Annotated in this window: 20 protein-coding genes; 6 read left to right on the top strand and 14 right to left on the bottom strand. The window is 59.6% G+C overall.

Annotated elements, in window-relative coordinates:
- The first annotated feature begins 164 nt into the window (after positions 1 to 164).
- Positions 165 to 425, top strand: coding sequence for a hypothetical protein (locus tag DIZ22_RS18965; RefSeq protein ID WP_004209582.1), 261 nt, complete (start codon positions 165 to 167; stop codon positions 423 to 425).
- 94 nt (positions 426 to 519) lie between these two features.
- Here DIZ22_RS18965 and DIZ22_RS18960 read toward each other — a convergent pair whose 3' ends face one another.
- The 5 genes from DIZ22_RS18960 to DIZ22_RS18940 form a co-directional block, all read right to left on the bottom strand.
- Positions 520 to 873 (bottom strand): response regulator, encoded by a 354-nt coding sequence (locus tag DIZ22_RS18960; protein ID WP_004209581.1) that lies wholly within the window; start codon positions 871 to 873, stop codon positions 520 to 522.
- Positions 866 to 4291 (bottom strand): chemotaxis protein CheB, encoded by a 3426-nt coding sequence (locus DIZ22_RS18955; RefSeq protein WP_276309023.1) that lies wholly within the window; start codon positions 4289 to 4291, stop codon positions 866 to 868. Before DIZ22_RS18955 ends, DIZ22_RS18960 begins: the two co-directional genes overlap by 8 nt.
- Positions 4288 to 4845 (bottom strand): PAS domain-containing protein, encoded by a 558-nt coding sequence (locus DIZ22_RS18950; RefSeq protein WP_063141486.1) that lies wholly within the window; start codon positions 4843 to 4845, stop codon positions 4288 to 4290. The genes DIZ22_RS18955 and DIZ22_RS18950 overlap by 4 nt, the downstream gene beginning before the upstream one ends.
- A gap of 130 nt (positions 4846 to 4975) precedes the next feature.
- Positions 4976 to 5470 (bottom strand): nucleoside deaminase, encoded by a 495-nt coding sequence (locus DIZ22_RS18945; RefSeq protein ID WP_004209576.1) that lies wholly within the window; start codon positions 5468 to 5470, stop codon positions 4976 to 4978.
- 182 nt (positions 5471 to 5652) lie between these two features.
- Complete coding sequence (locus tag DIZ22_RS18940; protein WP_097385143.1) at positions 5653 to 7797, bottom strand: catalase; 2145 nt, start codon at positions 7795 to 7797, stop codon at positions 5653 to 5655.
- Positions 7798 to 8128: 331 nt separating this feature from the next.
- On the opposite strand from DIZ22_RS18940, the gene DIZ22_RS18935 reads away from it, so the two are divergent.
- Together DIZ22_RS18935 and DIZ22_RS18930 are read left to right on the top strand one after the other, a co-directional pair.
- Positions 8129 to 9838: an ATP-binding protein gene (locus tag DIZ22_RS18935; protein ID WP_240626775.1), complete on the top strand. Its 1710-nt coding sequence runs from the start codon at positions 8129 to 8131 to the stop codon at positions 9836 to 9838.
- Between the two features lie 185 nt (positions 9839 to 10023).
- Positions 10024 to 10872, top strand: a complete 849-nt coding sequence (locus DIZ22_RS18930) for a transglutaminase family protein (protein ID WP_122928558.1) — start codon at positions 10024 to 10026, stop codon at positions 10870 to 10872.
- Between the two features lie 167 nt (positions 10873 to 11039).
- On the opposite strand, the gene DIZ22_RS18925 is transcribed toward DIZ22_RS18930, so the two are convergent.
- From DIZ22_RS18925 to DIZ22_RS18915, 3 genes are read right to left on the bottom strand one after another with little or no spacing between them, the layout of a single operon-like run.
- Positions 11040 to 13061, bottom strand: coding sequence for a M3 family metallopeptidase (locus DIZ22_RS18925; RefSeq protein ID WP_097385140.1), 2022 nt, complete (start codon positions 13059 to 13061; stop codon positions 11040 to 11042).
- Positions 13054 to 13869 (bottom strand): transglutaminase family protein, encoded by an 816-nt coding sequence (locus tag DIZ22_RS18920; protein ID WP_010336625.1) that lies wholly within the window; start codon positions 13867 to 13869, stop codon positions 13054 to 13056. Before DIZ22_RS18920 ends, DIZ22_RS18925 begins: the two co-directional genes overlap by 8 nt.
- Positions 13863 to 14813, bottom strand: coding sequence for a transglutaminase family protein (locus DIZ22_RS18915; RefSeq protein WP_004209569.1), 951 nt, complete (start codon positions 14811 to 14813; stop codon positions 13863 to 13865). Before DIZ22_RS18915 ends, DIZ22_RS18920 begins: the two co-directional genes overlap by 7 nt.
- 32 nt (positions 14814 to 14845) lie before the next feature.
- Between DIZ22_RS18915 and DIZ22_RS18910 the strand changes: the two genes are divergently transcribed.
- Positions 14846 to 15604: an N-formylglutamate amidohydrolase gene (locus DIZ22_RS18910; protein WP_122928555.1), complete on the top strand. Its 759-nt coding sequence runs from the start codon at positions 14846 to 14848 to the stop codon at positions 15602 to 15604.
- A gap of 60 nt (positions 15605 to 15664) precedes the next feature.
- On the opposite strand, the gene DIZ22_RS18905 is transcribed toward DIZ22_RS18910, so the two are convergent.
- Both DIZ22_RS18905 and DIZ22_RS18900 read right to left on the bottom strand, forming a co-directional pair.
- A complete protein-coding gene (locus DIZ22_RS18905) occupies positions 15665 to 15958 on the bottom strand; it encodes a hypothetical protein (protein ID WP_122928553.1) in 294 nt (97 codons plus the stop codon).
- Between the two features lie 284 nt (positions 15959 to 16242).
- Positions 16243 to 16797 carry a hypothetical protein gene (locus DIZ22_RS18900; RefSeq protein WP_004209566.1) on the bottom strand — a complete coding sequence of 185 codons (555 nt, stop codon included), beginning with the start codon at positions 16795 to 16797 and terminating at the stop codon, positions 16243 to 16245.
- 465 nt (positions 16798 to 17262) lie between these two features.
- On the opposite strand from DIZ22_RS18900, the gene DIZ22_RS18895 reads away from it, so the two are divergent.
- Positions 17263 to 18963: a GGDEF domain-containing protein gene (locus DIZ22_RS18895; RefSeq protein ID WP_063141471.1), complete on the top strand. Its 1701-nt coding sequence runs from the start codon at positions 17263 to 17265 to the stop codon at positions 18961 to 18963.
- Between the two features lie 76 nt (positions 18964 to 19039).
- On the opposite strand, the gene DIZ22_RS18890 is transcribed toward DIZ22_RS18895, so the two are convergent.
- On the bottom strand, positions 19040 to 19249 hold the full coding sequence (locus DIZ22_RS18890) for a hypothetical protein (protein ID WP_081215291.1): 210 nt from the start codon (positions 19247 to 19249) through the stop codon (positions 19040 to 19042).
- 265 nt (positions 19250 to 19514) lie between these two features.
- Here DIZ22_RS18890 and DIZ22_RS18885 point away from each other — a divergent pair, with 265 nt between their 5' ends.
- Entirely contained in the window at positions 19515 to 20234 is a 720-nt protein-coding gene (locus DIZ22_RS18885; protein WP_122928550.1) for a glutathione S-transferase, read from the top strand.
- A gap of 9 nt (positions 20235 to 20243) precedes the next feature.
- Here DIZ22_RS18885 and DIZ22_RS18880 read toward each other — a convergent pair whose 3' ends face one another.
- Genes DIZ22_RS18880 through DIZ22_RS18870 form a run of 3 tightly spaced genes read right to left on the bottom strand, consistent with a single transcriptional unit; the run spans position 20244 to position 25076 of the window.
- Complete coding sequence (locus tag DIZ22_RS18880) at positions 20244 to 21092, bottom strand: formate/nitrite transporter family protein (RefSeq protein WP_122928548.1); 849 nt, start codon at positions 21090 to 21092, stop codon at positions 20244 to 20246.
- 49 nt (positions 21093 to 21141) lie between these two features.
- Positions 21142 to 22986 carry an acetyl-CoA hydrolase/transferase C-terminal domain-containing protein gene (locus DIZ22_RS18875; RefSeq protein ID WP_122928546.1) on the bottom strand — a complete coding sequence of 615 codons (1845 nt, stop codon included), beginning with the start codon at positions 22984 to 22986 and terminating at the stop codon, positions 21142 to 21144.
- Complete coding sequence (locus tag DIZ22_RS18870) at positions 22983 to 25076, bottom strand: 3-hydroxyacyl-CoA dehydrogenase NAD-binding domain-containing protein (RefSeq protein WP_240626771.1); 2094 nt, start codon at positions 25074 to 25076, stop codon at positions 22983 to 22985. The genes DIZ22_RS18875 and DIZ22_RS18870 overlap by 4 nt, the downstream gene beginning before the upstream one ends.

Below are 25076 nucleotides of genomic sequence, written 5' to 3'. Positions count from 1 at the left end.
CGATTTTGCGCGGGGCGCTTCGCGACGGCTGCACAAATTCGAGCCATAGAAAGCGTGTGCCGCTTGCTCATGATTCCCGTTTGGGGGCTGCAAGAGGAGAAAATCCGGAACCACGTCGCTCCACGGGAGATTAGAGCGACTATGGAGAAGTGAGAGGAAGCATCATGTGGATATTCATCCTGGCTATCGCGGCAGCCGCGCAGCCGCAGGCCACGACTATGCAAGGCAATGGTCACCACGCGAATGATGCGCGGCGCACGCAGGAGGAGCAGTCCAAAAACCAGCCGATCCACGGTCAGGAGGCGCAGCCCGACGACCGCGCCCTGGGCGAACGGTCGGGACCTGAGGAGGATCGGAATGCTGACGGAGCCTTGATGCCCGGCGCGCCAGGAACGAACAATCCGACCATCCCCGACGACGCCTGAAAATCTCCGCCTTCAGGGACATCTTGCGACGGCCTGAGGCGCGTGGTCAGGTGCTGCGCGGAAATGGTGGCGGAGCGCTACGCAAAAATTGGGCTCATTCGGCGAGCAGCTCGAGTATCGTATCTCTCAGGGCCGCGGGCGAACAGGGCTTCTCGCACACCGCAGCCTTGGAATAGCGCCGCTTGAGATCCGAGGCGTCGGCATGCCCGGAATGGAATATGATTGGAACGCCCGCTTTTTCGAGCAAATCAGCCGCCGGAAAGACCTCGCCATCCTGCAAACGCACGTCGAGCACAGCGCAGGACGGCAGTTGCGCAGTGACCGCCGCGACAGCATCCTTAACAGAGATGTAGGGGCCGTCGACCGAAAAGCCCTGAGCTTCAATGATGTCCTGTACATCGAAGGCAACCAGGAGCTCGTCTTCAACCAGCATGATCGTCTTAGGCATCGGCCAGAACCTTGTCCGGCAGGGTAAGGCTTATCGTGAACATGTCGTCGCTAATATCTCTTTCCACATGCCCGCCCAATTGTCGGGATGATGTCTGGACCAGCAGGGTGCCAAATCCGCTCCCAACGTCGCCATCCTCGCTCAGTGCGTCCCGGCGCGTTTCGCTCCACGTCAACTGGAGATCATGGTCAAGTTTCCAAACGATGTTCAATCTCCCATCGGAGGCCCCCAGAGCCCCATATTTGACCGAATTGGTCGCCCATTCATGCAGCATCAACGCCAGGGACGAGAGGCAGGAACGCGCGATGAGGATTTCAGGTCCACTGATCGAGATTGCTGCATGATCCCGATAGGGTTCGATGGTTGTCCGAACCAACTCTTCCAGATTGATGGCCTGTACTTCCCCCGTTGGCGAAGCAAGGGAATGCGCACGTCCCAAGGCTGCAATACGCTCCCTCAGATCGGCGGCGTAGGCACGCACATCATCATGAATCCGCGCCCCAGCGGAGACCATTCCGCCCACGATCGCGAAAAGATTCTTCACGCGATGATTCATTTCGCGCAGCATCAGTTCACGCGTCTCGGCGAGCATATATTCCGACGTTACATCGATAGAGACGCCGACCAGATGACGGACTGACCCATCGCTCACGATCCTGCCGAAACTCTTGATGCGACGCGTTTGGCCGTTCTCGACGACGCGATAGCTCGCTTCGAAATCGCCCCCTTGCGCGACAACTTCCGCCAATGCTGCATCGAAAGCTTCACGGTCGTCGGGATGCAGTCGCGCCAGGCGCCGGTCACCATCGGTCGAAGCGATGTCGGGCGCTATTCCCAGGATGGAACGCCCATGGTCGTCGATGATCGCCTCACCCGTGTCGACATTATATTCCCATGTTGCAACGCCGCCGGCCCGAATGGCCATACCAAGGCGCTCACGTTCGGCCGCAAGATCGCGCTCGAGAGACAATGCGTCAGTGATGTCCGTAAGGACGAGCGTCGCGCCGTCCGTTGATCCGCTCTGGGTTCTGTAAGGCAATGTTCGAAGCGAAAGGGTTCTCGCGCCATCGCGGGTCGTGACACGCCTCTGGATCACAGGATGCCCCTCTGACACGGACCGTGCATCATCAAGATAGAGCGTCCCTACAAGGCGTGACGTGACATCCTCCAATGGTCGTCCGCGGTCGCTGGGCTGAAGCGGGAAAAGCGCCGTCGCAGCTTCGGTATAGCTTCTGATCTGAAGTTTTCCATCGAGCACAATCACTGCCAGATCGGTCGACTCGAAGAAATTTCGAAGGTCGGAATTTGCAACAGTCAGCTGGTCAACTTTTGATTTCAGCTCATCATTTACGGTTGTGAGCTCCTCGTTGGTGGACTGAAGCTCCTCATTCATCGACATCATTTCTTCGTTGGAACTTTTCAGTTCCTCATTCGCCGTCTCCAATTCTTCGACAGCGGTACGCAGGCGGTGCCGCGTGACACGAAGCTCGTCCTCCAATGCATCGAGATGATCATCGCTTGCGTCCAGTTCGCCGACATCCTGATCAAGCGCCGGGCGGAAAGGTGCGGTGTCGCGGAAAACGAAAAGTAGCGTGCCATCGGTCAGTGGATCGCAGATGACATCGATCTGCTGCATGCCATATTCGGACATGACCTCCACATCACGCGCAACGACCCGCTTTCGACTGTCGCGCGCCTCGCGCAGTAGCGGCCCAAGAACGTTGCGAAGCCCAGCACGGGCAAGACCAATCGCGCTCGAGCCTCCCGTCCGTGTGACCGGAAAATCAAAATAGCGGCCGAGCCGACCATAGGCAGAGATTATGGCGCCATCCTGATCTAGCACGAGACTAGCGGGCGTATAACGCTCGACGAGGCGACGGACCGCTATGGTCTCATCGCTTGCCGACCGACCCGACGGCCTGTTGCCGGAACCTGTTGCGGGTTGATCGCGAAGCCTGCCGCCACCCGGCAGATCGATCGGATAATTGGGTGGCCCAGGCGCGCGTTGGAAAAGGCGCGCCTGTTGATCGATCGCGGGGAAGAGATGCTCGAATCTCCCGACACTTTCGGACGGTCCAAGAAACAGATATCCATTTGGCCGAACAGCATAATGCAGGATCGGCATGACCGTCTGCTGCAGCCGATCATCGAAATAGATGAGAAGATTGCGACAGGAGACCAGATCGATGCGCGAGAAGGGCGGATCCTTGACCAGGCTATGACTGGAGAAGCGGATCATGTCCCGCAATTGGGGAACGATCGTGAACCTTTCTGCGTGAGGGATCGCATATTGCTCGCGCAGCGCCAGCGGAATATCTGCAAGCGCAGACGCAGGATATACTCCTTCGCGCGCAATCTGCAGCATCTGCTCATCAATATCCGTAGCGAAGATCTGCACGGATGCCGGCAGAATATTTCGTTTGCGAGCAGCTTCGGCGAAGAGCATCGCAATGCTGTAGGCTTCCTCGCCAGAGGAGCAGCCTGGAACCCATACCCTGATTTCCTCACCATCGGCCTGATCGACCAGCGGCTCGATAACCGTGATCCTCAGACGCTCGAACAGATCTGCGTCCCGGAAAAATCGGGTGACGTTGATCAGGAGATCACGAAACAGCGCTTCACATTCGTCCCTGTCGCTTTTTATCCGCGAAAGATAGCTGTGGCCCGACGTGATCCCCAGCACATGCATGCGCCGTTCGACCCTCCTGATAAGGGTCGTGCGCTTGTAACCCGAAAAATCATGGCCCACCGCAGTCCGCAGAGTCTTGCACAGATCATCGACATGATCGGCGACCAGCGCAGCTTCCCGTTCGGGTGCTTCGGCCGTGGCACGGTGCTGGAAAAATCCTTCCAGACATTGAATTATCTCGCTTGGACGTTTGACGAAATCGACCAGTCCGGTTCCCACAGCAGACAGCGGCATGCCATCATATTTTGCCGTTTCAGGATCCTGCACGACACACAGCCCGCCATTTTCCTTCACGGCACGCAAGCCCATGGTCCCGTCAGCGCCGGTACCTGAAAGTATGACGCAGGCGGCGTCCGCCTGCTTGTCCGACGCCAGGGAGATGAAGAAATCATCTATCGGTCTGCGAAGACCGCGGGGCTGCGCGAAGTCGGTCAGTTCCAACATGCCCTGCCGTATGACTAGGCCGCGACCGGGAGGGATGATGTAAACCTTGTCCGCCTCTATCTGCTCACCACCCTCGCACTGGAGAACTTCCAGGGTCGTGTGGCGGTCCAGCAATTGCGCCAGCATGCTCTCATGATTGGGATCAAGATGCTGAACGATGACGAAGGACATGCCGGTCTGGCCACGGGCTGACGCCAGCATTTCGCGCAGGGCCTCAAGCCCGCCCGCCGAAGCGCCGATGCCCACGATCGGCAACCGGCTGGGGTTAGCTGTCTCACCGCTCAAAGGAAATCGCCATTGTCCAGATCGGACAGTATGAGCTTGGCCTGCGCTATGGTGGCCACCGTATTCGCGATTGTCATCAGCGAACCTTCAACCACGATCCCGCTTTCCGCGAGGACCGGACTCAATCGGTCAAGCGTACGCTCAAGGTCGAGATCATAATCCGCCAGTCGATCCGGCTGGGTGCGACTGACATCGAATTGAGACGCAAAAATATAGCGCACCTGGCCCGACTGAGCGCGAAGTTTCGTCATGTAGAGAAGATTGACGAAGGGGCGCCCGTCCTTCCGGAAATTGACGATGGACGTCCGCACGTTCGCCTGCCCATCGTCCTGGAGGAAAGACCGTATCTGCGCGCGGGCCTCTTCATTCCGGCTGCGTCCCTGCAAGAACCTGCAATTGCGGCCGACGATCTCGCTCGTCGCATAGCCGGTAAGGTTCCTGAAGCCCTCATTCGTCAACAGCAGCTCATGATCGCCCTCTGCGCGGCCGAGCGACAAAGCCACAGGCGAGCTGTCAAAATAGGTTGCCAGCTGCTCTGGGAGGATTGCGCGCATCAGAACTCCATAAGTTGATCCGCACGCACAACGCCCGGCCCTTTCATCGGCTCCGCGATACCCTTGGCTTATCGTCGAAACAAGCCGACCCGATTGAGCCATGCCGCCATCTGGGCAGAAAATGATGATGTTATAGGTTGGCCTGTTCCTCCTCCGAAAGATCTGCGTCAGGCGGGTAGTAAAGTTCAGCGCATTCCGCGCGCAGGCATCCCCCCTCTATCGAGATATCATCGCGATAGGCTTCTGCTACGAAATCCAGCGTGTCGACATGCCTTGCCTCGAAATACATCTGATGAACATCATGCCTTCCAGCGCCGTAAACGACCCTTCCGACCTTTGCCCAGATCGATGCCATCGTGCACATTCCACATGGCTGAAGCGTCGAATAAAGCGTTGCGCCGCGCAGCTCCATGTCACCGCTATTCTCGCAACCGCGTCTGATCGCCATCATTTCTGCATGGGCTGTCGCGTCGGGCAACTCCTGAGTCTGATTGCGTTCGCCGGCTATCATCCTCCCATCCAGCACGATCACGCAGCCCAGAGGGGAGGTTGAAGGATCTGACCCTTTTGAACGCGCAATCGCGATAGCCTCGCGCATCCATGCTTCGTCTTCGGGCTGAATCATTTGGTCCTCCTCGTCCTGACACGTTCCTCAGGACTGCTAAGATGTTGGCGCCGCGCACCGACCTCATGTCGGCGCCAGCTGCTTTGGATGTGCAAACGAAATGAATCTGTCGTCCCGGACAGCTCAGCACAGAATTGTCCGCATGCGCACTAATGGCGCGCATGCGGACTTATTAGCTGATCTCAGGCGAGATCGCGGATTTTCGGCTCTCGCGCCCAGTGCCGCTTGGGGCCCTTGTCCAGCAGCATCTCGTTTGGAATGACGCCATCGTCCTTTTCCACCCCCGCTTTGTCGAGGATGATCTGCGTGCCGGGGCAATGGGCGATGGTCTTGCAGTGGCCATAGGCGTCCATGAACCATTGGACCGCAGCGCCTTGCTTCGACAATATTTCCGCGCTTTGCGGCATCAGCACGGAGGCAATCGCATCGAACAGCACGGAGGGCGAGCCATCGAGCTTGCCGTCCGCTTCGAGCGTTCCGCCCTTGACCTTGAGGGGACCAATTTTGGGCGCAACCAGAAAGACGCTGCCGCCTGCTTTCTCCACGCCCGTCTTGAGCTTCTCTACCATCGCCTTGTCGGAGCCTTCGGCAAACAGAATTCCGACCTTGCGGCCGGCGAAGCCATCCTTGGCATTCTTCTGGATAGAAAGAGCGTCGGAGATGGGCATCTCCACAAGGTCTCGGGCTGCTGGCGCCTTTTCAGGCAGAGCGATCGACAGCCCGTCGGCGACTCGTTGCGCCAGATCCTCGTCAATGTTGCGCAGACGCGAGAGAACCCGAAGCCGCACATGAGGCATCACCACCTTCGACAACTCGAAGACAATGGCCGATGCGATGTGCGCCTGTTCATTCTGGGTCTGCGACAGATAGAACATCCGCGCCTGACTATAATGATCGGCAAATGTTTCGGCACGTATCCGCATCTTGTCAGTGGGATCGTTGCGTTCTCCATTATCGCTAAAGGATGTGAAGCCGGTTTCGGGCGCAACGCGTGGACCACTATCCTCGCCAGCCTCGTTCAGGCTGTTCGGCTCGTAATTGGCGCGCCCCTTTGGGACCAGCGTCTGCATCAACCCGTCGCGCTGCATATTGTGGAAGGGGCATTTGGGCGCATTGATCGGGATCTGATGGAAGTTGGTCGTTCCCAAACGCGACTTTTGCGTATCGAGATAAGAGAAAAGCCGCCCCTGCAGCAGGGGGTCATTCGTGAAGTCGATGCCTGGAATGACGTTGCTGGGCAGGAAGGCCACCTGCTCTGTCTCGGCAAAGAAATTGTCGACATTGCGATTGAGTGTGAGGCGCCCGATGATCTCGACAGGAATATCCTCTTCCGGGATCAGCTTGGTTGCATCCAGCACATCATAGGGCTGTTCTGCCGCCCAAGCCTCATCGAAAATCTGCACGCCCAGGTCCCAGGCGGGATAATCGCCGCTGGCAATGGCTTCGTACAGATCGCGGCGATGAAAATCGGGGTCGGCGCCTGCCGTCTTGACAGCCTCGTCCCAGACCTGGGACGCAACGCCCAGAACCGGCTTCCAGTGGAACTTCACGAACTTGCCGTCGCCATCTTGATTGATGAAGCGGAAGCTGTGGACGCCAAATCCTTCCATCATCCGCAGCGAACGAGGAATGGCCCGATCGGACATGGCCCACATGATCATGTGCATGCTCTCGGGCATGAGCGATACAAAATCCCAGAACGTGTCATGGGCGCTCGCAGCCTGGGGATAGCCCCGATCCGCTTCCATTTTCACCGAATGGATCAGGTCAGGAAATTTCATGGCATCCTGAATGAAGAATACCGGGATGTTGTTGCCGACCAGATCCCAATTGCCGGCTTCCGTGTAGAATTTCACAGCAAAGCCGCGCACATCGCGCGGCGTATCAACGGATCCCGCGCCACCGGCCACAGTCGAGAAACGAACGAACACAGGGCAGCTCGCACCCTTCTTCTGGAAAATGCTCGCTTTGGTCACATCGGGAATGGCCTTGGTGCACTCGAAAATCCCATGGGCGCCAGAGCCGCGTGCATGGACTATCCGTTCAGGGATGCGTTCATGGTCAAAATGGAAGATTTTTTCGCGCAGGACGAAATCTTCCAGCAGCGTGGGACCGCGAGCGCCCGCCTTCAGACTATTCTGATTGTCTGCGATCCGATGCCCGAAATTGTCTGTCAGGGCATCACCGGAGCGCTCATCCTGCAACCTCTGCTGCGTCTCCCCGCCTTCTCCGACCATCGTCTCATAATCGGGACTTCCAGCTCCGGGCTGGTGATCGGCAAGACCATTTTCCAGAGCAGCCTCACTCTTGGGACCCGAAGCGGCCATATCAACTCTCCCTGACGCGCATGATAGGCTGCGATTGTCGCAGCAGACAGACCTCTAACCGGAAGCGGGAGGCTGGGTTCCGGCGGGAGGCGAGAAGATGCCCAGGACCAATCTGGATCAATATGATTCTTCCGTAGCGACCGCGCGGCACTGGGACGCGTGATGTCTGCGGCCAGAACTCACCGGAACTTTTCGTGCATATGCCTCTTTTGGCGTGAAGCGCGGCCGATGATGGCGGCATGGGAGCCATAATGACTGTCACTGAGGGCCGCAGATATTGCCGCGTGGGTCGCAAGTTCAGGGCCCGGCCAGGGAGCCATCCGATATCGAGTTGCTTCACGCGATCAGCGTTACGCTCATCGCCGAGAATGATCGGTTCGAACTCTATGGCAAGATCGTGGAGGCCGCTGTTGCCATCACCGGCTCCCAGTTCGGGACGATGCAACTCCTTTGCCCCGCCGATGACCCTTCGGGACATGGGGGGCAACTCCAGTTGCTGGCGCACAGAGGTCTGCCGGCAGAAGCGGTCGGGTTCTGGCAGTGGGTCAGTCCAGCAGCCTACAGCAGTTGCACGCTAGCCCTGAAAATGGGTCAGCGCGCCATTGTTCCTGATTTCGAGAAATGGGCCGATATCGCCGGGACTGCCGACCTCGATGCGTTTCGCGCCGCGGGCATCCGCTCGGCTCAGACAACGCCGCTTCTCTCGCGCACCGGCCGCTTGCTCGGCATGATCTCCACCCATTGGGATCGTCCGCATCATCCTTCCGAGCGGGACCTGCGTCTGCTCGATATCCTCGCCCGGCAGGCCGCAGACCTTCTGGAGCGGACCATCGCGGAAGAACAGCTGCGCCTGCTCAATGACACGCTGGAGGCGCGTGTCGAGGAGCGTTCGCGCGAACTGTCCTCGGCTCAGGATCAGCTTCGGCAACTTCAGAAGATGGAAGCGATCGGGCAACTGACAGGCGGTGTTGCGCACGATTTCAACAATCTTCTCACCATCATCCGTGGGTCGGCCGACCTTCTCGCGACCCGCGAGCTGCCGCGCGAGAAGCAGAAGAAATATATAGATGCCATCTCGGAGACCGCGGACCGTGCGGCGAAACTGACGAGCCAGCTTCTCGCTTTTGCGCGCCGCCAGGCCCTTCGACCAGAGACGTTCAATGCCGCGCGCAAGGTTGAAGCCGTTGCGGATATGCTTCGAACGGTCGTGGGTTCGCGCATTGCCCTTGTTGTCGACCTGATCTGCACCTCCTGTTTTGTCGAAGTCGATGCGAGCCAGTTCGAAACCGCGTTGATCAACATGGCGGTGAACGCACGCGACGCGATGAACGGAGAGGGACGGATTACCCTTTCGGTTGAAGCGGCAGGATCAATCCCGGCCCGCGGCGGCCTCGCGGCTGCCAGGGGCGATTTCGTCAGGATTTCCGTGACGGATGAGGGCACGGGCATGAGCGAAGGGCAGATAGAACATATATTCGAGCCATTCTTCACGACCAAGGAAGTGGGCAAGGGTACGGGTTTGGGACTGAGCCAGGTCTATGGCTTTATCAAACAGTCCGGTGGCGAGATCGACGTTGCAAGTCGGTTGGGTATCGGGACGACGTTCAGCCTCTATCTGCCGCGGGCTGCCGCGCCACATTCCCTGGAGGATGTCACGCCGTCAGGACGTTGCGCCATCCAGCATGCGAATATTCTGATCGTCGAGGATAATGAGCCGGTCGGAGACTTCGCTTCGCAGCTCCTCGAGGATCTTGGTTACAAGACGTGGCGTGCGGCCAATGCTCCTGAGGCGATCGCGGTGCTTGAGCGTTCGCACGCCAATATCGATATCGTTTTTTCAGATGTCGTCATGCCTGGGATCGATGGTCTGGAGCTTGGGCGTCAGATCCGGGCGCGCTGGCCGGAAATCCCCGTGGTGCTCACCAGTGGCTATAGCCATGTCCTGGCTGATGATAGCCGCCATGGCTTTCCACTTCTGCACAAACCCTATTCGGTGAATGAACTGTCCCGACTGTTGGGAGAGATATGCATCGGCGAATAACGAAAGCATCAGGCGGTAATATAGCCCCTGCGCGGATACCAATTATTGCAAATATAATTGAATAGATCATCTTTTGATCAAATAATGAAGGTTTAACATTTGTCGGATGATTTCTGGACAAAGAAACCATCGAATGACCTGTAGATTTTCATGTCTAGATCGCGCCTCGAATTGGAAAGGCAGTTATGCTCATTCGTGCTGGCTATGAACTGGTCCTGGAAACCGGTGCTCCTACGCCGTTAATTTCCCTCCTCACGATCCGACCGTCTAGGTTTCCCGATCTTTGTACCCCACACAGGATCAGGACAGGCGCGCCGATCCCGACCCATGATTACCGTGACAGCTTTGGCAATATCTGCACACGCATGACCCTGCCGGCAGGGCGCACTACCCTGTCATGTGACTTCACCATTGCCGATAGCGGCCTGCACGATCGCCAAAGTCCATCGGCAGTCCAGCATGAAGTTCGGGATTTGCCCTCGGACGTCCTTATCTATCTCATGGGAAGCCGTTATTGCGAGACCGATCTCCTCTGCCAGAAAGCCTGGTATCATTTCGGCCATATCGCGCCCGGGTGGCAGCGTGTGCAGTCCATTGTCGATTTCGTGCACCAACATCTGACCTATGGATATCAATATGCGCGATGCACCAGAACCGCTTGGGAGGCATATAATGAGCGGGTTGGCGTATGCCGGGACTTTGCCCATCTTGCAGTGGCCCTATGCCGGTGCATGAACATTCCGGCACGATATTGCAGCGGATATCTTGGCGATATCGGCGTCGATCCGGTTGATGTCCCAATGGATTTCCACGCCTGGTTCGAAGTGTATCTGGGTGGTGAGTGGCACAGTTTCGATGCGCGGCATCATGTCCCTCGCATAGGGCGCATCCTGATGGCGTGCGGACGCGACGCAGCCGATACCGCTTTGACCACGGCGTTCGGTCCGATGCGACTGGCCTCGTTCAAGGTTCATACTGATGAGGTGATCCAGACCGGACAGCATGTCGACACCTCGCTGACCATCGCCGCCTGACAAGGTCCCTCGATGGGTCTGCTACCCTTGCATGAGGACATGCAGCCCGCTTCTGTCCGTTATGCGATCACCATGAATGCCATGTGCAGCGCGGCGGTTGGCGAAAGGCGTAACTGGCCGCAACCCGTGGTTCACTCTTGGCAAATCAGCTTGCGCGCTAGGGGCGTTCAGGCGTCGAGAAGATGCCTTGCTCGCATCAAGGCCGTTCCGTCGGGCGCGCGTCCCAGGAAGGCCCGGAAAGACTCCAAGGGATCGCGGCTATTTCCTGCAGCGAGTATCTCTTCGCGGAACCGCGATGCGAGACGGGGGTCAAAAATATCACCGGTTGCGACAAAAGCCTCAAATGCGTCGGCATCCAATGCTTCGGACCAGGCATAGCTATAATAGGCAGCCGAATAGCCACCATCAAAGATATGCGTGAAATAGGGAAAGCGATGGCGCAACCCGACCGCGCGGGGCATTGCGAGCGCATCAAGCTGCGCCTCGACAAATGCGCGAGGATCGATCTGCGCGTGCGGTTTCTGGTGGATGGCAAGGTCCAGCAATGCGCAGCCGATCAATTCCACGGTGGCAAAGCCCTGACCATAAGCCTCCGCCTCGCGAATGGCGCTGATCAGATCGTCCGGCATCCCAAGACCGGCGAGCACCTGCGGGCTGACAATCCAGTTCTCCATGAACTTGCTGGGAAACTCCACGAAGTCGCGGGCAACCGCAGTTCCGGATTGGCTGGGGTAGGTGACCCGTGAAAGAAGCCCATGCAATGCATGGCCAAATTCATGAAACAAGGTGCGCGCCTCATCAATCGAAAGGCGGGTCGCACCCCGGTCGGGTGGCGGAGCAGCAGCGAAATTGGCGACCAGATAGACGATCGGGCGCACGTCGCCATCCATCGCTTCTTGCACCCGCAGGCTTCCCATCCAAGCGCCACCATGTTTTTCCGGGCGGGCCAGATAGTCGGTGAAGAGCAGACCCACAATGCTCCCGTTGCTCTCCTTCACTTCCCAGGCCCAGACGTCCGGATGATAGCCTTCTATGTCCGCACGCCTGTAGAAGCTCAGGCCATAAAGTCGGCCGGCTGTGTCGAATGCTGCCTGCCGCACCGCATCGAGCCGCAAATGCTCCGCAGCTGCCGCAGTATCGAGCGCGTAACGGGTGCGTCGTACCTGTTCCGCGTAAAAGCGCCAGTCCCAGGGCGCGAGGCGGAAATCGCCGCCCTCCGCATCGATCAATGCCTGCAGTTCAGCAGCTTCCTGCGCTGCGCGCCGTTTGCCCGGCGCCCACAGCTGGCGCATCAGCGCGCTCGCTGCTGCCGGATCATGCGCCATGCTGTCGGCCAGCGCATAATGCGCATGGTCGGCATAGCCCAGCAGGACCGCCCTCTCCCTGCGCAACGCGAGCATTTCGGCGATGATGGGCCAATTATCATGTTGGTCGCCGTCGCAACGGGCGGTGAAGGCCCGCCATAGGGCCTCGCGCAAGTCGCGCCTCTTCGAAAAGGTCAGAAATGCCTCCAGGTCGGTGCGATCGAGCGTTATGTGATAACGGTCTTGCACCCCCTTCGCTGCTGCTCGCGCCGCAGCCGCCTCGCATATTGCGCTCGGCAGTCCCTCAAGCTCATTCTTCTCCAGATCGAGCACCCAGGCATTTGTTGCGGCAAGCACATTCTGCCCGAATTGAACTGCTAGGGCAGACAGGCGAGCCTCGATAGCGGCAAAGCGGTCCTTGCCAGCCCTCGTCAACGCTGCGCCGCCTCTAAGGAAGCTTGCATAGCTATCCTCCACGAGGCGGACCTGTTCCGGGGTGAGGCCGCTCTCGTGCCGTGAAGCATGGACTGCGAAGACGCGCGCTGCCAATTGGTCGTTATGGCTTATGGCGACGGCATGCGCGCTAAGTCGCGCCGAAATCTCACCTTCCGCCTCGCGGATGGCCAGCGTGCCCTTCGCCGAGGACAGGGCCCAGAACAACCGCCGGACGCGCGCGAGCGGCTCGCCCGACCGTTCCAGTGCGGCAATCGTATTTTCGAAGGTCGCGGGCGCGACCTGCTCGCAAATCGCATCAAGTTCAGCCTTATGCCAGGCGATGCTGGTCGTGACCGCGCGAAGGAACTGGTCATCGCCTATCCGCGCAAAAGGTGGCGCGCCAAGCGGGCCAGTCCAGGGTTGGAGAAGCGGGTCGCTTTGCTCAGTCAAGGGCGGTTACTTCCTGGGTGTGCACCTGAAATCGCACCAGCTTTGCCGGGCCAAAAGCGGTCGTCAAGGCTACGTCGGTGGCGTCGCGCCCGCGCGCCATCAGGATCCGGCCGATACGCGGGCGATTATGGCGCGCATCATGGGTATACCAAGCGCCATCGATATAGACATCGAACCATGCGCTGAAATCCATCGGAGCATCTACCGGAGGCACGCCGATGTCGCCGAGATAACCGGTGCAATAGCGAGCGGGAATATTCATGCAGCGGCACAAGGTTATGGCGAGATGGGCGAAGTCACGGCACACGCCCTTTCGCTCCTGATAGCCATTCCAGGCGGTCTTGTCGGCGCGCGCATGCTGATAGCCAAATTCAATATGATGATGCACGAAGCCCACGATCGCCTCCACCCTTTCCCGCGCGCTGGCCAGATGACCAAATTGAGCCCATGCCACGTCCATCAGACGGTCGGTTTCGCAATAGCGGCTGCCCAGAAGAAAGGGCATGACGGCATCTGGAAGCTCTTCCACCGGCATCTGAGGACCACTGGGCGAGCGCTGGTCGGGATCTCCGCTATCCTCGATCACAAAGTCGCATGACAAGCGCACATTGCCCGGTGGGATGGTGAGCCGGGTGGCGACATTGCCGAACCCGTCCTCGAATTGATAAAGCGGAATGTCGGGCGCCGCTATCAGCCGCTGCGGCGTTCGCAGATCCTGATGGCGCGATGGATGCAGGCTGAGCATGGCCATCATCGCCGTCCGGTTCTCGGTCGAGAATTCGATATCATAGCCGCACCGGATCAGCATGTCGGGTTCGTTTCCTGATTGCCGGCAAGCCGGCTGTTGATGGCGCCATGGCCGGAGAGGGAGAATGGTTCTGGATCGGCACGACTGACGTTGACGCTCACATCCATCCCCAGAAAGCTTGCAGGCAGGCCGAACCAGGTGCCCGACAACGGTAGCGCCTGATACGGGTCGCGTGCGATCGCCACGCGGATCAAGCCGCGATTGCCGATGATCCCATTTGTCGGATCGAATTCCACCCAGCCAGATCCGGGCAGGAAGATACGGACCCAGGCGTGGGTGTTGCCGCCACCGACCAGCCCTTCGGTGCGCGATGGATTATAGACATAGCCCGACACGAAGCGGGCGGCGAAGCCCAGCGCCCTGACAGCCTCAATCATCAGCACGGCGAAGTCACGGCAGGTCCCCTGCCGCTTGCGCAACGTCTCCATAGGAGATTGGGTGCCCTTTTCATGTCGTGGCACATAGGTGAAGTCACGCTGGATGCCTGTCGCTATCCGCGTCAGGAGATCGATGGTCGCTGTATCACCATGATTGCTGACGAAACCTCTGGCCCAATTGTCGACGATCCGCTCGGGATCGAGATGGTTTCGTTCGATCGACCGCAACAGATCGGGCATGTCTTCCGATGAATAGGTGAAGGGGAAAAGCCGGGCATAGGGTTCGACGTCGACCTGCTGCTGCGTCAAGGGCGCATGCTCTAGCGTAACCGCGCTCGCGACTTTCAGCTGCGACGTGCGTTTGTCGAACAGAGCAATTGCCACGGAATTTCCGAACACATCATGCAGCCAGCGCAATTCACAAGGTTGGGGATCGATATCGAGCCGCGCGCGGAGCAGTCGCTGGTCGAAGGCCTCGCGCGGCCGCATCATGATGCGATGTTCGCCCAGCGACACCGACTGCTGATAGCGATAAGTCGTCACATGTTCGATTGTGAGCAACGGCATGAAAGGAAGTTCCCAATGGGCAGGGAGAAACCATGAATCTACTGGTGCCAGCCGATCCCGCGCCCTTCACCGTCATCAACGCGAACGGCTCCTCCCCGTTCCTCCTGACCGGAGATCATGCAGGGCTGGCAATTCCTTCGGCCCTGGGTGATCTTGGCGTAGGCCCGGCCGATTGGTCTCGGCATATCGCAATCGACATAGGCGTGAGAGAGATGGGGCTGGAACTGGCGCGTCTCCTCGATGCCCCTTTCATCTTCCAGAATTATTCGCGATTGGTGATCGACTGTAATCGCGATCCCGCGCGCGACGACGCGATACCTGCGTCGTCCGATGGGACCGATATCGGTGGAAATCAGGGTTTGACTGAAACCGACAGGCTGGCGCGTGTCGCCTCCATCCATGCTCCATATCATTCCGGCATTTCAGAAATGATCTCAGCTCGGCTGGCAGCGGGGCAGGAGACAATCCTGCTGGCGCTCCATAGTTTCACCCCGATACTGGACGAGATGAGGCGCCCCTGGTCGGTGGGCGTCTTGCACGCCGCCGGCCGGATCGATTTTGCGATTTGCCTGTTGGACGCGCTACGCCGGTTGCCGATCAAGGTGGGCGACAATGCTCCCTATGCCATGGATGAAACCGATTACAGCATGCCCTTCCACGCCCTTTCAAACGACCTTCGCTACGCTGAAATCGAGGTCAGGCAGGACCTTATTTCCCAAGGCGAGGGGCAATCCTTCTGGGCGGCGCAACTGCGCGATGCGATGGAAGAGGCCTGGCAGCGGCTCACATAGAATATGCTGATACAATGGTGAGCGCATCGCCTCGCGCTGTTCAAAAGACGTCATAGGCCATCAGGCGTTGACGGCGACCAGAAGACCCTGTTCCTGACCCGAAGCCGCTTCGTCCGACATTGTTACGATGCCCCGCCACCACTCGATGCCCGGACTGCGGAACATGGCAAGGCTACCCGTTCTGGGGCGCGCATTCCAGTGGACGCCGTCAAACGCATAACGCCAATAGGAATCGCAGTTGAGAGGTACATGCCAGACTGCAGGCTCTTCGCTCGCGCAGTCTGCGTGCAGGATACGAAGCTCGCTCGGCACATCCCGACGGCTGCCATCGGGGAAGCGAACCTCGATCGTCATGCACAAGCCTCCAAAATCCTGCAAAGAGCGCAGTAGCCCACGCAAAACGCCTTGATATTCAACGGGTTCATGGTGCGGGAAGAAAATCTCCAGATCATGTGAATGAGCCCGGCACATTCTGGCTGAATGGGAGAACGGGCCCGCTGTAGTTGCCCGCTCTACCCCATGGCAGCGCCCATCTTCCACTCAAGGCGCATGCGGCCCAGAAGCGGCTGCGCGATCAGCCTGTGCGTCCCGGGGGAAGGCCATGTCTTATTCCTTCCCCTGGAACTGTGTGGTAATTTTCAGAAGTGGAAAATGACGCCAGCCATGGGACGGAAACTGTCCCAATCATAGGTGTCGACCTGCACGCGCAGGCGCACGCCGCTGCTGCCAGTGACCCCGCCGAGGCCGATCTCCTTTGGCCCCACTTCGACACCCGCACCGTACATCCAGTCCTTCTCGTCGGGCCAGCCGCCTTTGCCATTGACCCACTGATAGCCGGCCGAGGCGTAGATCAAACCGCTCTCGCCTGCGCGGGCGCCTACACGGCCCTTCACGCCATATTCCCAGTCGATGTCGCTAAAGCCCTTCGAGGCGTTCCCTTCCACCCCGACGAACACCGGCCCGAGCGGCACATTCACGCCCGCGATGCCGCTGATCAGGGCGCCGTTCATGATCGTCTCGCCCGGAACGCTGCCGAACTCGGTCCCGCGGTCGAAAGTGTGATAACCGCCGAGAATGCCGACATAGGGTTCAATACCGAAGGCTTTGCTGCCATCGGGTGCGGTGTCGTCCTGAGCCATGGCAGCAGTCGGCAGTGCCAGGCAGCCCAGCAATGGGAGAATGATCTTCTTCATGATGTACGTCCCTGTTTGATTATGTCCACGAGGCTCAAACTAAAGGGCATGCACCGGGGTTGCCGCGTGCGAAAACAATAATGCTTATGTTGCAATTTTGACACTATCAGGGCGCGTTCGCCAAGGTCTATTGAGGCAGAAGACATGGATGGAGCAGCATTCGAAATATTTATTTCGATATCGTCATGGATTTAGCGGCGGGATTTTCATGAAGCCGTCCGCCGCAACATGATGACCTTTCTTTTTAACTTGGATTAAATTTCTTGTTTTGTGATTGTGAGATGTTTTTCCGCCTCCGTCAGTCCATGGTGAGCGTTGACGCGAGCCGGGCGGATCGCTGCCCGCAAGTGAGCCAGTGGCCATGCGCCCAGTATATTCACGCATTTTCATGCTAGAGGGGCCGCGATGAATGCGCGGATCCTGACCAGGGGACTATCCCGACATAGGCTTGCGATTAGCTGCGCCATGTTCTCGATCGCACTGTTGATCCTGGGCGGGGCTCAGCCTGCGCGCGCTGAATTGCTACGCATTGGCGATCCTCTATGTCACGCAGTGAGCCGATCGATCGCCCCTGACGACACGCGCCCCTCCCATTTTGTCTGCAATGGCGATCCTGATGGCTATCAGAAGGGCACATTGTGGCTCCATGCCGCCTTGCCCCAGGGCTCGCGCGATCATGAGGATCTGTCGCTGATCATCCACAGCTCTCGATTTGATCGGCTGGTCGTGCGCTTCATCTATCGTGACGGTGCCGTCGAGCAGCAACATGTCCGGAGCGGCAATTTCGGGACCTATTGGAGAGCTGGCGGCCAACTCGCGTTCCGCGCGCCCTATCGCGACGTTCCTGTCGTGGCCTACACCTTGAGATTTGACAAAGTGGCGAGCGCGCATCTCCTGCGGATGAGGCTTGTCAAGCGCGGTGAAGAAGCCACCCAGACAACTGGCCTGGCTACCTTGACCGGTGCTGCGCTCGTTCTGCTGATTGTGGGCGCGATTTATAACGCCTCGCTGGCTCTTGCCGTTCGTCAGCAACATGCCGGCTGGCAGGCTGCATGGGCATTCTGCATGGTCATATGGGGGGCGTGCTGGTCGCAACTTCATCTGTTCTTCTTTCCCTCCATGGCGGGCGCGGTATCGGCGCAAATCTGCACTGGTCTCTCCTGTCTCGCCATCACGCTCGCCACTTTGAGCGCCGTCACTGCTCTTGAAAAACAGCATCTCGATACGGGGTTGAGGCGCACAGCGCTGGGCCTCACCGCAAGCGTGTGCGCATTGGGCATCCCGCTTTCGCTGATGCGTTCGGGGCCGTTCGACATGCTCGGCAATCTGCTGGGGCTCCTGGTCCTGGCCAATCTAGCGGCGGTCGCATCCTGTATCGGCCAGGCATGGCGACGGGGAAGCAGAGCGGCGCGGAGCCTGGGTGGGGCCTGGGCGCTGCCAATGATCGTCCTTGCGTCGACCAGCTTCTTCGATGCGGACGCCATGTTCTGGGGCGGTGGGTCGCAAATTCTGGTCCTGTTCGCAGCGGCCTGGCAAACATTGTGGCTCTCCGCTGCCGCTTCGCGTGCTCATGCCCGGTTGCGGATGGAACGAGACGTCGCGCGGCTCGCAGAGGCTAAGGCCCATGAGCTTGCCCGCCGCGACGTTCTGACAGGGCTGCCAAACCGACGGGGTTTCATGGAAAGAACCGGCAGGATGCTTGAAGGCTTGCCTGTATCAGGCGCGCTGGTCGCTTTGCTTCTGATCGACGTCGATTGGTTCAAGTCGATCAACGATGTCTATGGTCATGAGGCTGGCGATCACGTTCTGGCAGCTATGGGTCGCTGCATCGCGCAGCATGAAAACTCCTCCTGTGCCGTATGTCGTCTGGGCGGGGAGGAGTTTGCGATGATGGTCACAGGAGCTGAAGTTGGGAACATCGAGCAATTTGCACAAACCCTGCGCGGAACCTTGGCCGATCTGAGCCATGGCGACATCATCGGCAATCGCATGGTGACGGTGAGTATCGGTGTGACGGCCTCGGCATGCCGCGTTGACTTTGGCACGCTCTACCGGCTGGCAGATGAAGCGCTTTACGAGGCAAAACGTGGGGGGCGCGATCAGATCGCAATCCGCCTGGGTGAGTGGGCGGGCGCTCGCCGAAATGACAGATCGCTTTTCGCCTGACGGGGTTGCAGCGGGTTGAGGTGTCCCGGCCCGGCAACGCCTCGCCTTTGGCGCGCGCCGGGCTGGCGACCATATCTCAGAACAGAGGCCGGTCCGGCTCGAAATTCCACAGTCGAGGCCGGTTAGAAGCATCGCGCTGCTCACGTGCGCCGCCACCGGCACGGCGCCGCATTTCTGCAAAAATTATCTGGTCGTCACTGGTATGGCGCTCGCTTTGAATGAGAAGAAAGGCTTCCATCAGCTCCCCCTCATCCCATTGCCGAACCGAACCTATTTCATTCGACATGCGTCCCAAGCTCCCTGCGCAACTGCACTATCTCTGGCGGAGAAGACCTTCTTTGAGGCTATGTCCCCCATCGAAGCTTCGGTCTCATCGCTTGGCTGCCCCCCGAAACTGCTGCTGGAAACTGCTGATAGCTCATATTGGAGAACGCGAACTCCGCCACTGTGTTCCTGTGCACCATTACAGCCCGGAGGTTGCCAGCAAGATTCCCATGGCAACCAATATGCCCAGGAAAGCCTTCTGGCAGAAGCACGGACGTAAAGGAGGGATGAGGGTGAAGAAGGACTTCGAGCTCTATTATTGGCCATTGCCATTCCGCGGACAGTTCATCCGGGCCGCGCTTGCCTTTGCGGGCAAGAGCTGGAACGAACATGATGAGGGTGAGATCGCCGCGCTGATGCAAATGGCTCTGGAGGATCAGCCGGTGCCCTTCATGGGACCACCCCTCCTGGTTGATAATGAAACCGGATTTGCCTTGTCTCAGATGCCAGCAATCATGGTCTATCTGGCAGAGCGTCTTGACCTTGTGCATGGCGGTACCCGCGAACGCGCCTTGACGGTCAAGCTCGTCAATGACGCAAATGATATCATTGACGAACTGACGCTGGATGGCGGCCGGCAGATGTGGACGGAGGATCGATGGGCCAGCTTTATTCCTCGGCTTGTCAAATGGATGCGCATCTGGGAGGCTGTCGGCACAAGCAACGGCCTTGAAGCTGGAAAGGGTTTCATGCTCGGCACCGCAAAACCGGATCTGGCCGATATCGTGACCGTGACATTATGGGGCACCATGGCCAGCCGCTTCGGCGCAATCGCTGCCATGCTCTCCCAACATGCGCCTGCAACGATGGGTCTGGTCCAGCGTCTGCGCGCTCATCCTGCCCTGGCGAGGCTCGAGGCAAGAAGCGTGACGCGCTATGGCGAGGCCTATTGCGGCGGGGAAATCGAGAAGTCTCTGCGCGCAGTTCTGCCTGACAGCGACGGTTGAAACCGAACGCTATCCCCCTTCGGTAAGGTCGCTTCGCATCTGCCCATGGGCCAGGACCGCGAACAGGCCGCTACCACCGATGATGTTGCCAATGAGTGCAGGCAGAGAGAAGCCGAACCAGGCCTGCTGGAAACTGACCTCGCCGCTCAACCAGAGGAAGCTGATCTGGGAAGAACCGGTGACGACATGCGAAAAGCCGCCAAGGCCGATGACATAGGTCAGAAGGAAGATCACCCAGAATTCGCTGCCTTTGGCATTGGGCAGGGCCCAGGCAATCGCGGCCATGATGAAGCCCGCCGGAATGCCGAGCATCAGGGTTTTCGACCAGTCCTGCCATTCGAGCTTGGCGAGAATATCGAGCGCCACGATGCGCTGTTCATGCGTGATGATGATCTCACCGGCCATCAGCGCGCTTACGAGCGTGACGCCGACAAGATTCCCCGCCAGCACGCAGGCCCACAGGCGCACCAGACGGCCCAGATTGCTAAGGCTCGGACGGGTCGCGACCGGCAGCACCGCTGTGACCGTGCTTTCGGTAAAGAGCTGGAGCCGCCCCATGATCACGATCAGATATCCGACCGGATAGCCCAGCAGGTAGATGAGGGGCGCCCAGTCCGTGTCGGGCAGCCTTGCCCGCAGGAACAGTTCGGACATGAGCGACAGGGTGATAGCGAGGCCGGCGGCCAGGCCGGAAAGCATGAGTGCGAGGATCGGTCGATCCAGCTCTTCCTCACCCTGGAGCCGCACGACCTCATGGACGACCTTTGCCGAACCCGTACTACGCTCCTCGACATGGGCGGCCTCTTCTGCGTCAAGATCGGGGTGCGGGCTATCCTTGCCGTCCTTCATCTGCTCCATTCCCCTGTCTGTCGAAGCGACGCCTGGCCCGGTCGCCTCTTTCCTGTCCTTACTGTCCGGCACTGCGCAAGGCTCCCAGGATGAGCGCGCGATAGCTATGCTCCCTGACGCCATGGGGCGCATCCAGCCCCATGCGCTCGAGTGCGGCCAATTCCGCTTCGTCGGGCTGACCACTGCGCAGGCCGCGGGCAATCAGGGCGGCCAGTTGGGCGGGCCTGGTCGCATGGTCTGCCAGATATTGCATTACCGGCAGCAGCCGCTGCTCGATCTGCGTAAAGTCCGTGCCGAACGGGAAGGACGCAAATGTCTCCTTGGGCATGGCCGCGCTGATCCGCTCGGGCAGATTATCCCTGTACGCTTCGGGAATGTCCCAGTCGGGCGCTATCTTGCCCGCGGACCGGGCCTTTTCCACAAGTTCGCCCTGAAAGCGGCTGTCGGCGATGGCGATCAGGCGCTGGATGACCTGCTCATCGCTTTGGCCGCGCAGGTCCGCCACGCCATATTCGGTCACGACCATATCGCGCAAATGGCGCGGGATGGTTTCATGGCCATAGCTCCAGACGATATTGGACTGGGTCTCGCCCTTGTGACGCCGGGTGGCAGGCAGGGTGATGATCGAACGCGCGCCGTCGAGTTCGAGCGCCTGCGCGACGAAATTATACTGCCCGCCCACGCCGCTGACGACCTGGCCATCTTCAAGTCCGTCCGAGATCGTGGCGCCCAGCAGCGTGACCATCATGGCGCTGTTGACGAAGCGGGCCTTGTGCCGGGCCTTTCGCTTGGCCGCTTCGTTGCCGAACAGCGCATTGATATAGCTGATCTCACGCATATGGATGCGATCGCGCAGATCCTCATCCATGTCCCGTAACGCGGCGTAGAAGCTGCGCGGGCCAACGAAAAAGCCGCCATGCACGATCGCGCCATCGACTTCACGCTTGATGATGCCGGCCCTTATGAGATCGAGGAAACAATCGACCAGCATCTCGGTCGGCGCATATAAGCCTTCCTCAAACGGGCCCATTTCCCATGGCTTGGGAGCGCCCAGCCGGTCAAGCGTTGCGCGATAGGCATCCGGCCGTTCCTGCCGGAGGATCAGACTGTGGGCGATCGCGTCGCCGATCGCGCCGATGCCGATCTGAAGCGAGCCACCATCGGCTATCAGCGCGGCCACATGGGCTCCGATGGCGTGCTGGGCAGGGCTTACGGGCTGCCGTGGCGGCCCGAAGAGGGGAAAGCGTGTCTGCGCGCTGTCGAGAATGATTGCGAACCGGTCGGACGGGATTTCGGCCGGACCGCGCATGAAGGGCAATTCGTCATTGACCTGACCGATCAGGGCAAAATCGGCCCGGCCCCGATCGCGCTCGGCAAGCAGGTCGAGGGTCATGTCGCTATTGCAGCTCAGGCTATAGCTGTTTCCCCGTCGCGCCACGATCTGCGCCACGACATTGACGCCCTGGTCGATCAGATAACGCATCGCATGGGTATAGTTGGCTGCAATATAGTGGCGCTGTGCATCTCCATTGCCGAGCCGGCTGCCGGCCTGGAAGAAAAATTCATTCACCTCGATATTCGCCGGCATCTCGCCCGCACGCTGCGCCTGCGCATAAGCAAAGCGCGGATATCCGCCCATTGTCCGCTCGAACACGGGCTCGAGGAAACGACGCTCGAGATCCGTGCCAAGCGAGGGCTGCTCGAGCGTGAGCGCCGTGAAGATACGCAGCCTGATGGCGCGATCAGCGCTGGCACGGGCGAAGAGGGCATTGACGATGTGAGGCGCCTTGCCCAGGCCCAATGGCAGGCCAAGGACGATATGCCCGTCAGTGCGCGCGATGATGCGGTTGGCGACCTCCTCTGCCGAACCAAGTTCGAGAGGACCGGTCCCGCCGGTCCTCATTGCAGCATGTCCCAGCCCGGATCGGGCCGGAACCGCTCGCCATGGGCTTCGCGCAGCCCTTCCAGCACCGCTTTGACTTCGCCAATCCCGCGTGCGTGGGCATAATGGAGCGGTCCGCCGCGGAAAGGCGCAAATCCGGTGCCGAAGATCATGGCAGCGTCGATGATGTCTGGATCGTCGGTCACCTGCTCGCGCAGGGTCGCGGCGGCCATGTTGAGCATCGGCATGATGAGCCGGTCCGCCATCTCCGGCGGGGGCTGCGGGGCGCTGTTCTTGACCGCATGGCCGTCCTTCCAGGCATATATGCCTTTCCCGGCTTTCCGGCCCAACTGACCCGCCGAGACCTTGTCTGCCAACCATTGCGGCGTGGCAGGCATGGGCCAGTCCAGTTCTCGCTTGAGCATGGCGGCAACCGCAAGGCCGATATCGAGGCCGACCTGATCTGCAAGTTCCAGCGGGCCCATGGGCATGCCGAAATCCATTGCCGCCCTGTCGATCGTCTCGGGCGCGATGCCCTCGTCCATCATCGTCATCGCCTCGACCAGATAGGGGGTAAGGATCCGGTTGACGATGAAGCCGGGGGCGCTACGGGCCGGGGCCGGCAGCTTGCCGATGATGCCGGTAAAGGCTCTTGCGCTGGCCTCAACCTGCGGATCGACGCCGTCATGGCTGATGACCTCGACCAGATCGAGCCGCGACACGGGATTGAAGAAATGGATGCCGACCAGCCGCTCGGGATGGCGTAGTCCGTCGCGCAATTCCTCCAGAGGAATGGAGGAGGTGTTGGTCGCCAGGATCGCACCATCCTTCATGCGTGGCTCGGCGCTCGCATAGAGGGTGCGCTTGAGATCGGCCTTTTCCGGGGCAGCCTCGATCAGGATGTCGGCTTTTGCGATCCCCGCACCATCCAGGTCAGGGATCAACCGATCCAGCGCATCGCGCACCTTGAGCCGATCTCCATGGGCGAGCTTTTCATACAGTTTCGCAGCTCGGTTAAGGGCCGCGCCAATCGGCTCGGGCTTCACGTCGGAGATGCTGGTGGGCAGGCCACGCCACGCGCACCAGGCCGCGATGTCCCCACCCATCGCGCCCGCGCCGATGACATGGACATGGGCGATCGTCTTTTCACCTGGCCCCGCCAGTCCCTTGAGCTTCTGGCGCAGGAAGAAAGCGCGGATGAGATTTTGCGCGCTATTGCTCATCATGAGATGTGCGAAGGAAGTGATCTCCGCCTGTTTCATCGCCTCCTGGTCGCCACCATGGGTCTCCCACAGGTCGATGAGCGCATGGGGCGCGGGATAATGGGCCAGGGGTGCCCTGGCTTCAGCTTGGCTGCGCATCTGCCGCGCCGCCAGATGGCGGACTGGCGCGGCGTCCTTCAGGCGATCCAGCAATGCCTGCCGGCCCTGGTCCATCTCTCCTGCAACCGCTCCCATGATGGCGGCGTGGACGTGGCGTTCAGGGATGACCGCATCGACCAGCCCCATGTCTTTGGCGCGCCCGGCATCGATGGACTTGCCGGTCAGCATCAGTTCCATCGCCGCGATCGGGTCGCATAAATGGGTGAAGCGTGCCGTGCCGCCGAGCCCCGGATGCAGGCCAAGCTGCACTTCGGGGAAGCCGAGCCTTGTCCCTTCGATGGCAATGCGCTGATGGCACGCCAGCGCGACCTCAAGGCCGCCACCCATCGCATAGCCGTGGATGACCGCAATGGTTGGAAAGGTCAGCGCTTCGAGACGGTCGACGATCGCATGCGCGGCGGCGATCCGGTCGCGCACCATCGCCTCGTCGCGCATGTCACGAAACTCGCCGATATCCGCGCCGGCAAGAAAGCCCTGTTTCTTGCCTGATCGAACGACCAGCGCCTTGGGCGCTCGGTCGGCGATCATGTCGAGTATATGGCCAAGCTCTTCTAGCACGGCCTGGGACAGAAGATTGGTGTCCGTTCCCTGCTGATCGAGAATAGCCCAGCCAATGTCATGGGCATCGCGCGTGAAGCTCCAGTGATGCAAGGCCTCCGCGCGATGGGGCGCGGGACCGGTCTCCAGATCGCGATCGGCAAGAAAGGACCAGACAGGATCGTTCATCAT

Source organism: Sphingobium sp. LF-16 (assembly GCF_003711185.1).
Lineage (GTDB): Bacteria > Pseudomonadota > Alphaproteobacteria > Sphingomonadales > Sphingomonadaceae > Sphingobium > Sphingobium yanoikuyae_A.
Note: the sequence above shows the minus strand (reverse complement) of the source record. Positions and strands in the feature narration are given on the sequence as shown.

Excerpts from the sequence above, each read along its gene's own strand:
- DIZ22_RS18965 (WP_004209582.1), top strand. The coding sequence starts at position 165 with ATGTGGATATTCATCCTGGCTATCGCGGCAGCCGCGCAGCCGCAGGCC.
- DIZ22_RS18960 (WP_004209581.1), bottom strand. The coding sequence starts at position 873 with ATGCCTAAGACGATCATGCTGGTTGAAGACGAGCTCCTGGTTGCCTTC.
- DIZ22_RS18950 (WP_063141486.1), bottom strand. The coding sequence starts at position 4,845 with ATGCGCGCAATCCTCCCAGAGCAGCTGGCAACCTATTTTGACAGCTCG.
- DIZ22_RS18945 (WP_004209576.1), bottom strand. The coding sequence starts at position 5,470 with ATGATTCAGCCCGAAGACGAAGCATGGATGCGCGAGGCTATCGCGATT.
- DIZ22_RS18940 (WP_097385143.1), bottom strand. The coding sequence starts at position 7,797 with ATGGCCGCTTCGGGTCCCAAGAGTGAGGCTGCTCTGGAAAATGGTCTT.
- DIZ22_RS18930 (WP_122928558.1), top strand. The coding sequence starts at position 10,024 with ATGCTCATTCGTGCTGGCTATGAACTGGTCCTGGAAACCGGTGCTCCT.
- DIZ22_RS18920 (WP_010336625.1), bottom strand. The coding sequence starts at position 13,869 with ATGCTGATCCGGTGCGGCTATGATATCGAATTCTCGACCGAGAACCGG.
- DIZ22_RS18915 (WP_004209569.1), bottom strand. The coding sequence starts at position 14,813 with ATGCCGTTGCTCACAATCGAACATGTGACGACTTATCGCTATCAGCAG.
- DIZ22_RS18910 (WP_122928555.1), top strand. The coding sequence starts at position 14,846 with ATGAATCTACTGGTGCCAGCCGATCCCGCGCCCTTCACCGTCATCAAC.
- DIZ22_RS18905 (WP_122928553.1), bottom strand. The coding sequence starts at position 15,958 with ATGACGATCGAGGTTCGCTTCCCCGATGGCAGCCGTCGGGATGTGCCG.
- DIZ22_RS18900 (WP_004209566.1), bottom strand. The coding sequence starts at position 16,797 with ATGAAGAAGATCATTCTCCCATTGCTGGGCTGCCTGGCACTGCCGACT.
- DIZ22_RS18895 (WP_063141471.1), top strand. The coding sequence starts at position 17,263 with ATGTTCTCGATCGCACTGTTGATCCTGGGCGGGGCTCAGCCTGCGCGC.
- DIZ22_RS18890 (WP_081215291.1), bottom strand. The coding sequence starts at position 19,249 with ATGTCGAATGAAATAGGTTCGGTTCGGCAATGGGATGAGGGGGAGCTG.
- DIZ22_RS18885 (WP_122928550.1), top strand. The coding sequence starts at position 19,515 with ATGAGGGTGAAGAAGGACTTCGAGCTCTATTATTGGCCATTGCCATTC.
- DIZ22_RS18880 (WP_122928548.1), bottom strand. The coding sequence starts at position 21,092 with ATGGAGCAGATGAAGGACGGCAAGGATAGCCCGCACCCCGATCTTGAC.
- DIZ22_RS18875 (WP_122928546.1), bottom strand. The coding sequence starts at position 22,986 with ATGAGGACCGGCGGGACCGGTCCTCTCGAACTTGGTTCGGCAGAGGAG.
- DIZ22_RS18870 (WP_240626771.1), bottom strand. The coding sequence starts at position 25,076 with ATGATGAACGATCCTGTCTGGTCCTTTCTTGCCGATCGCGATCTGGAG.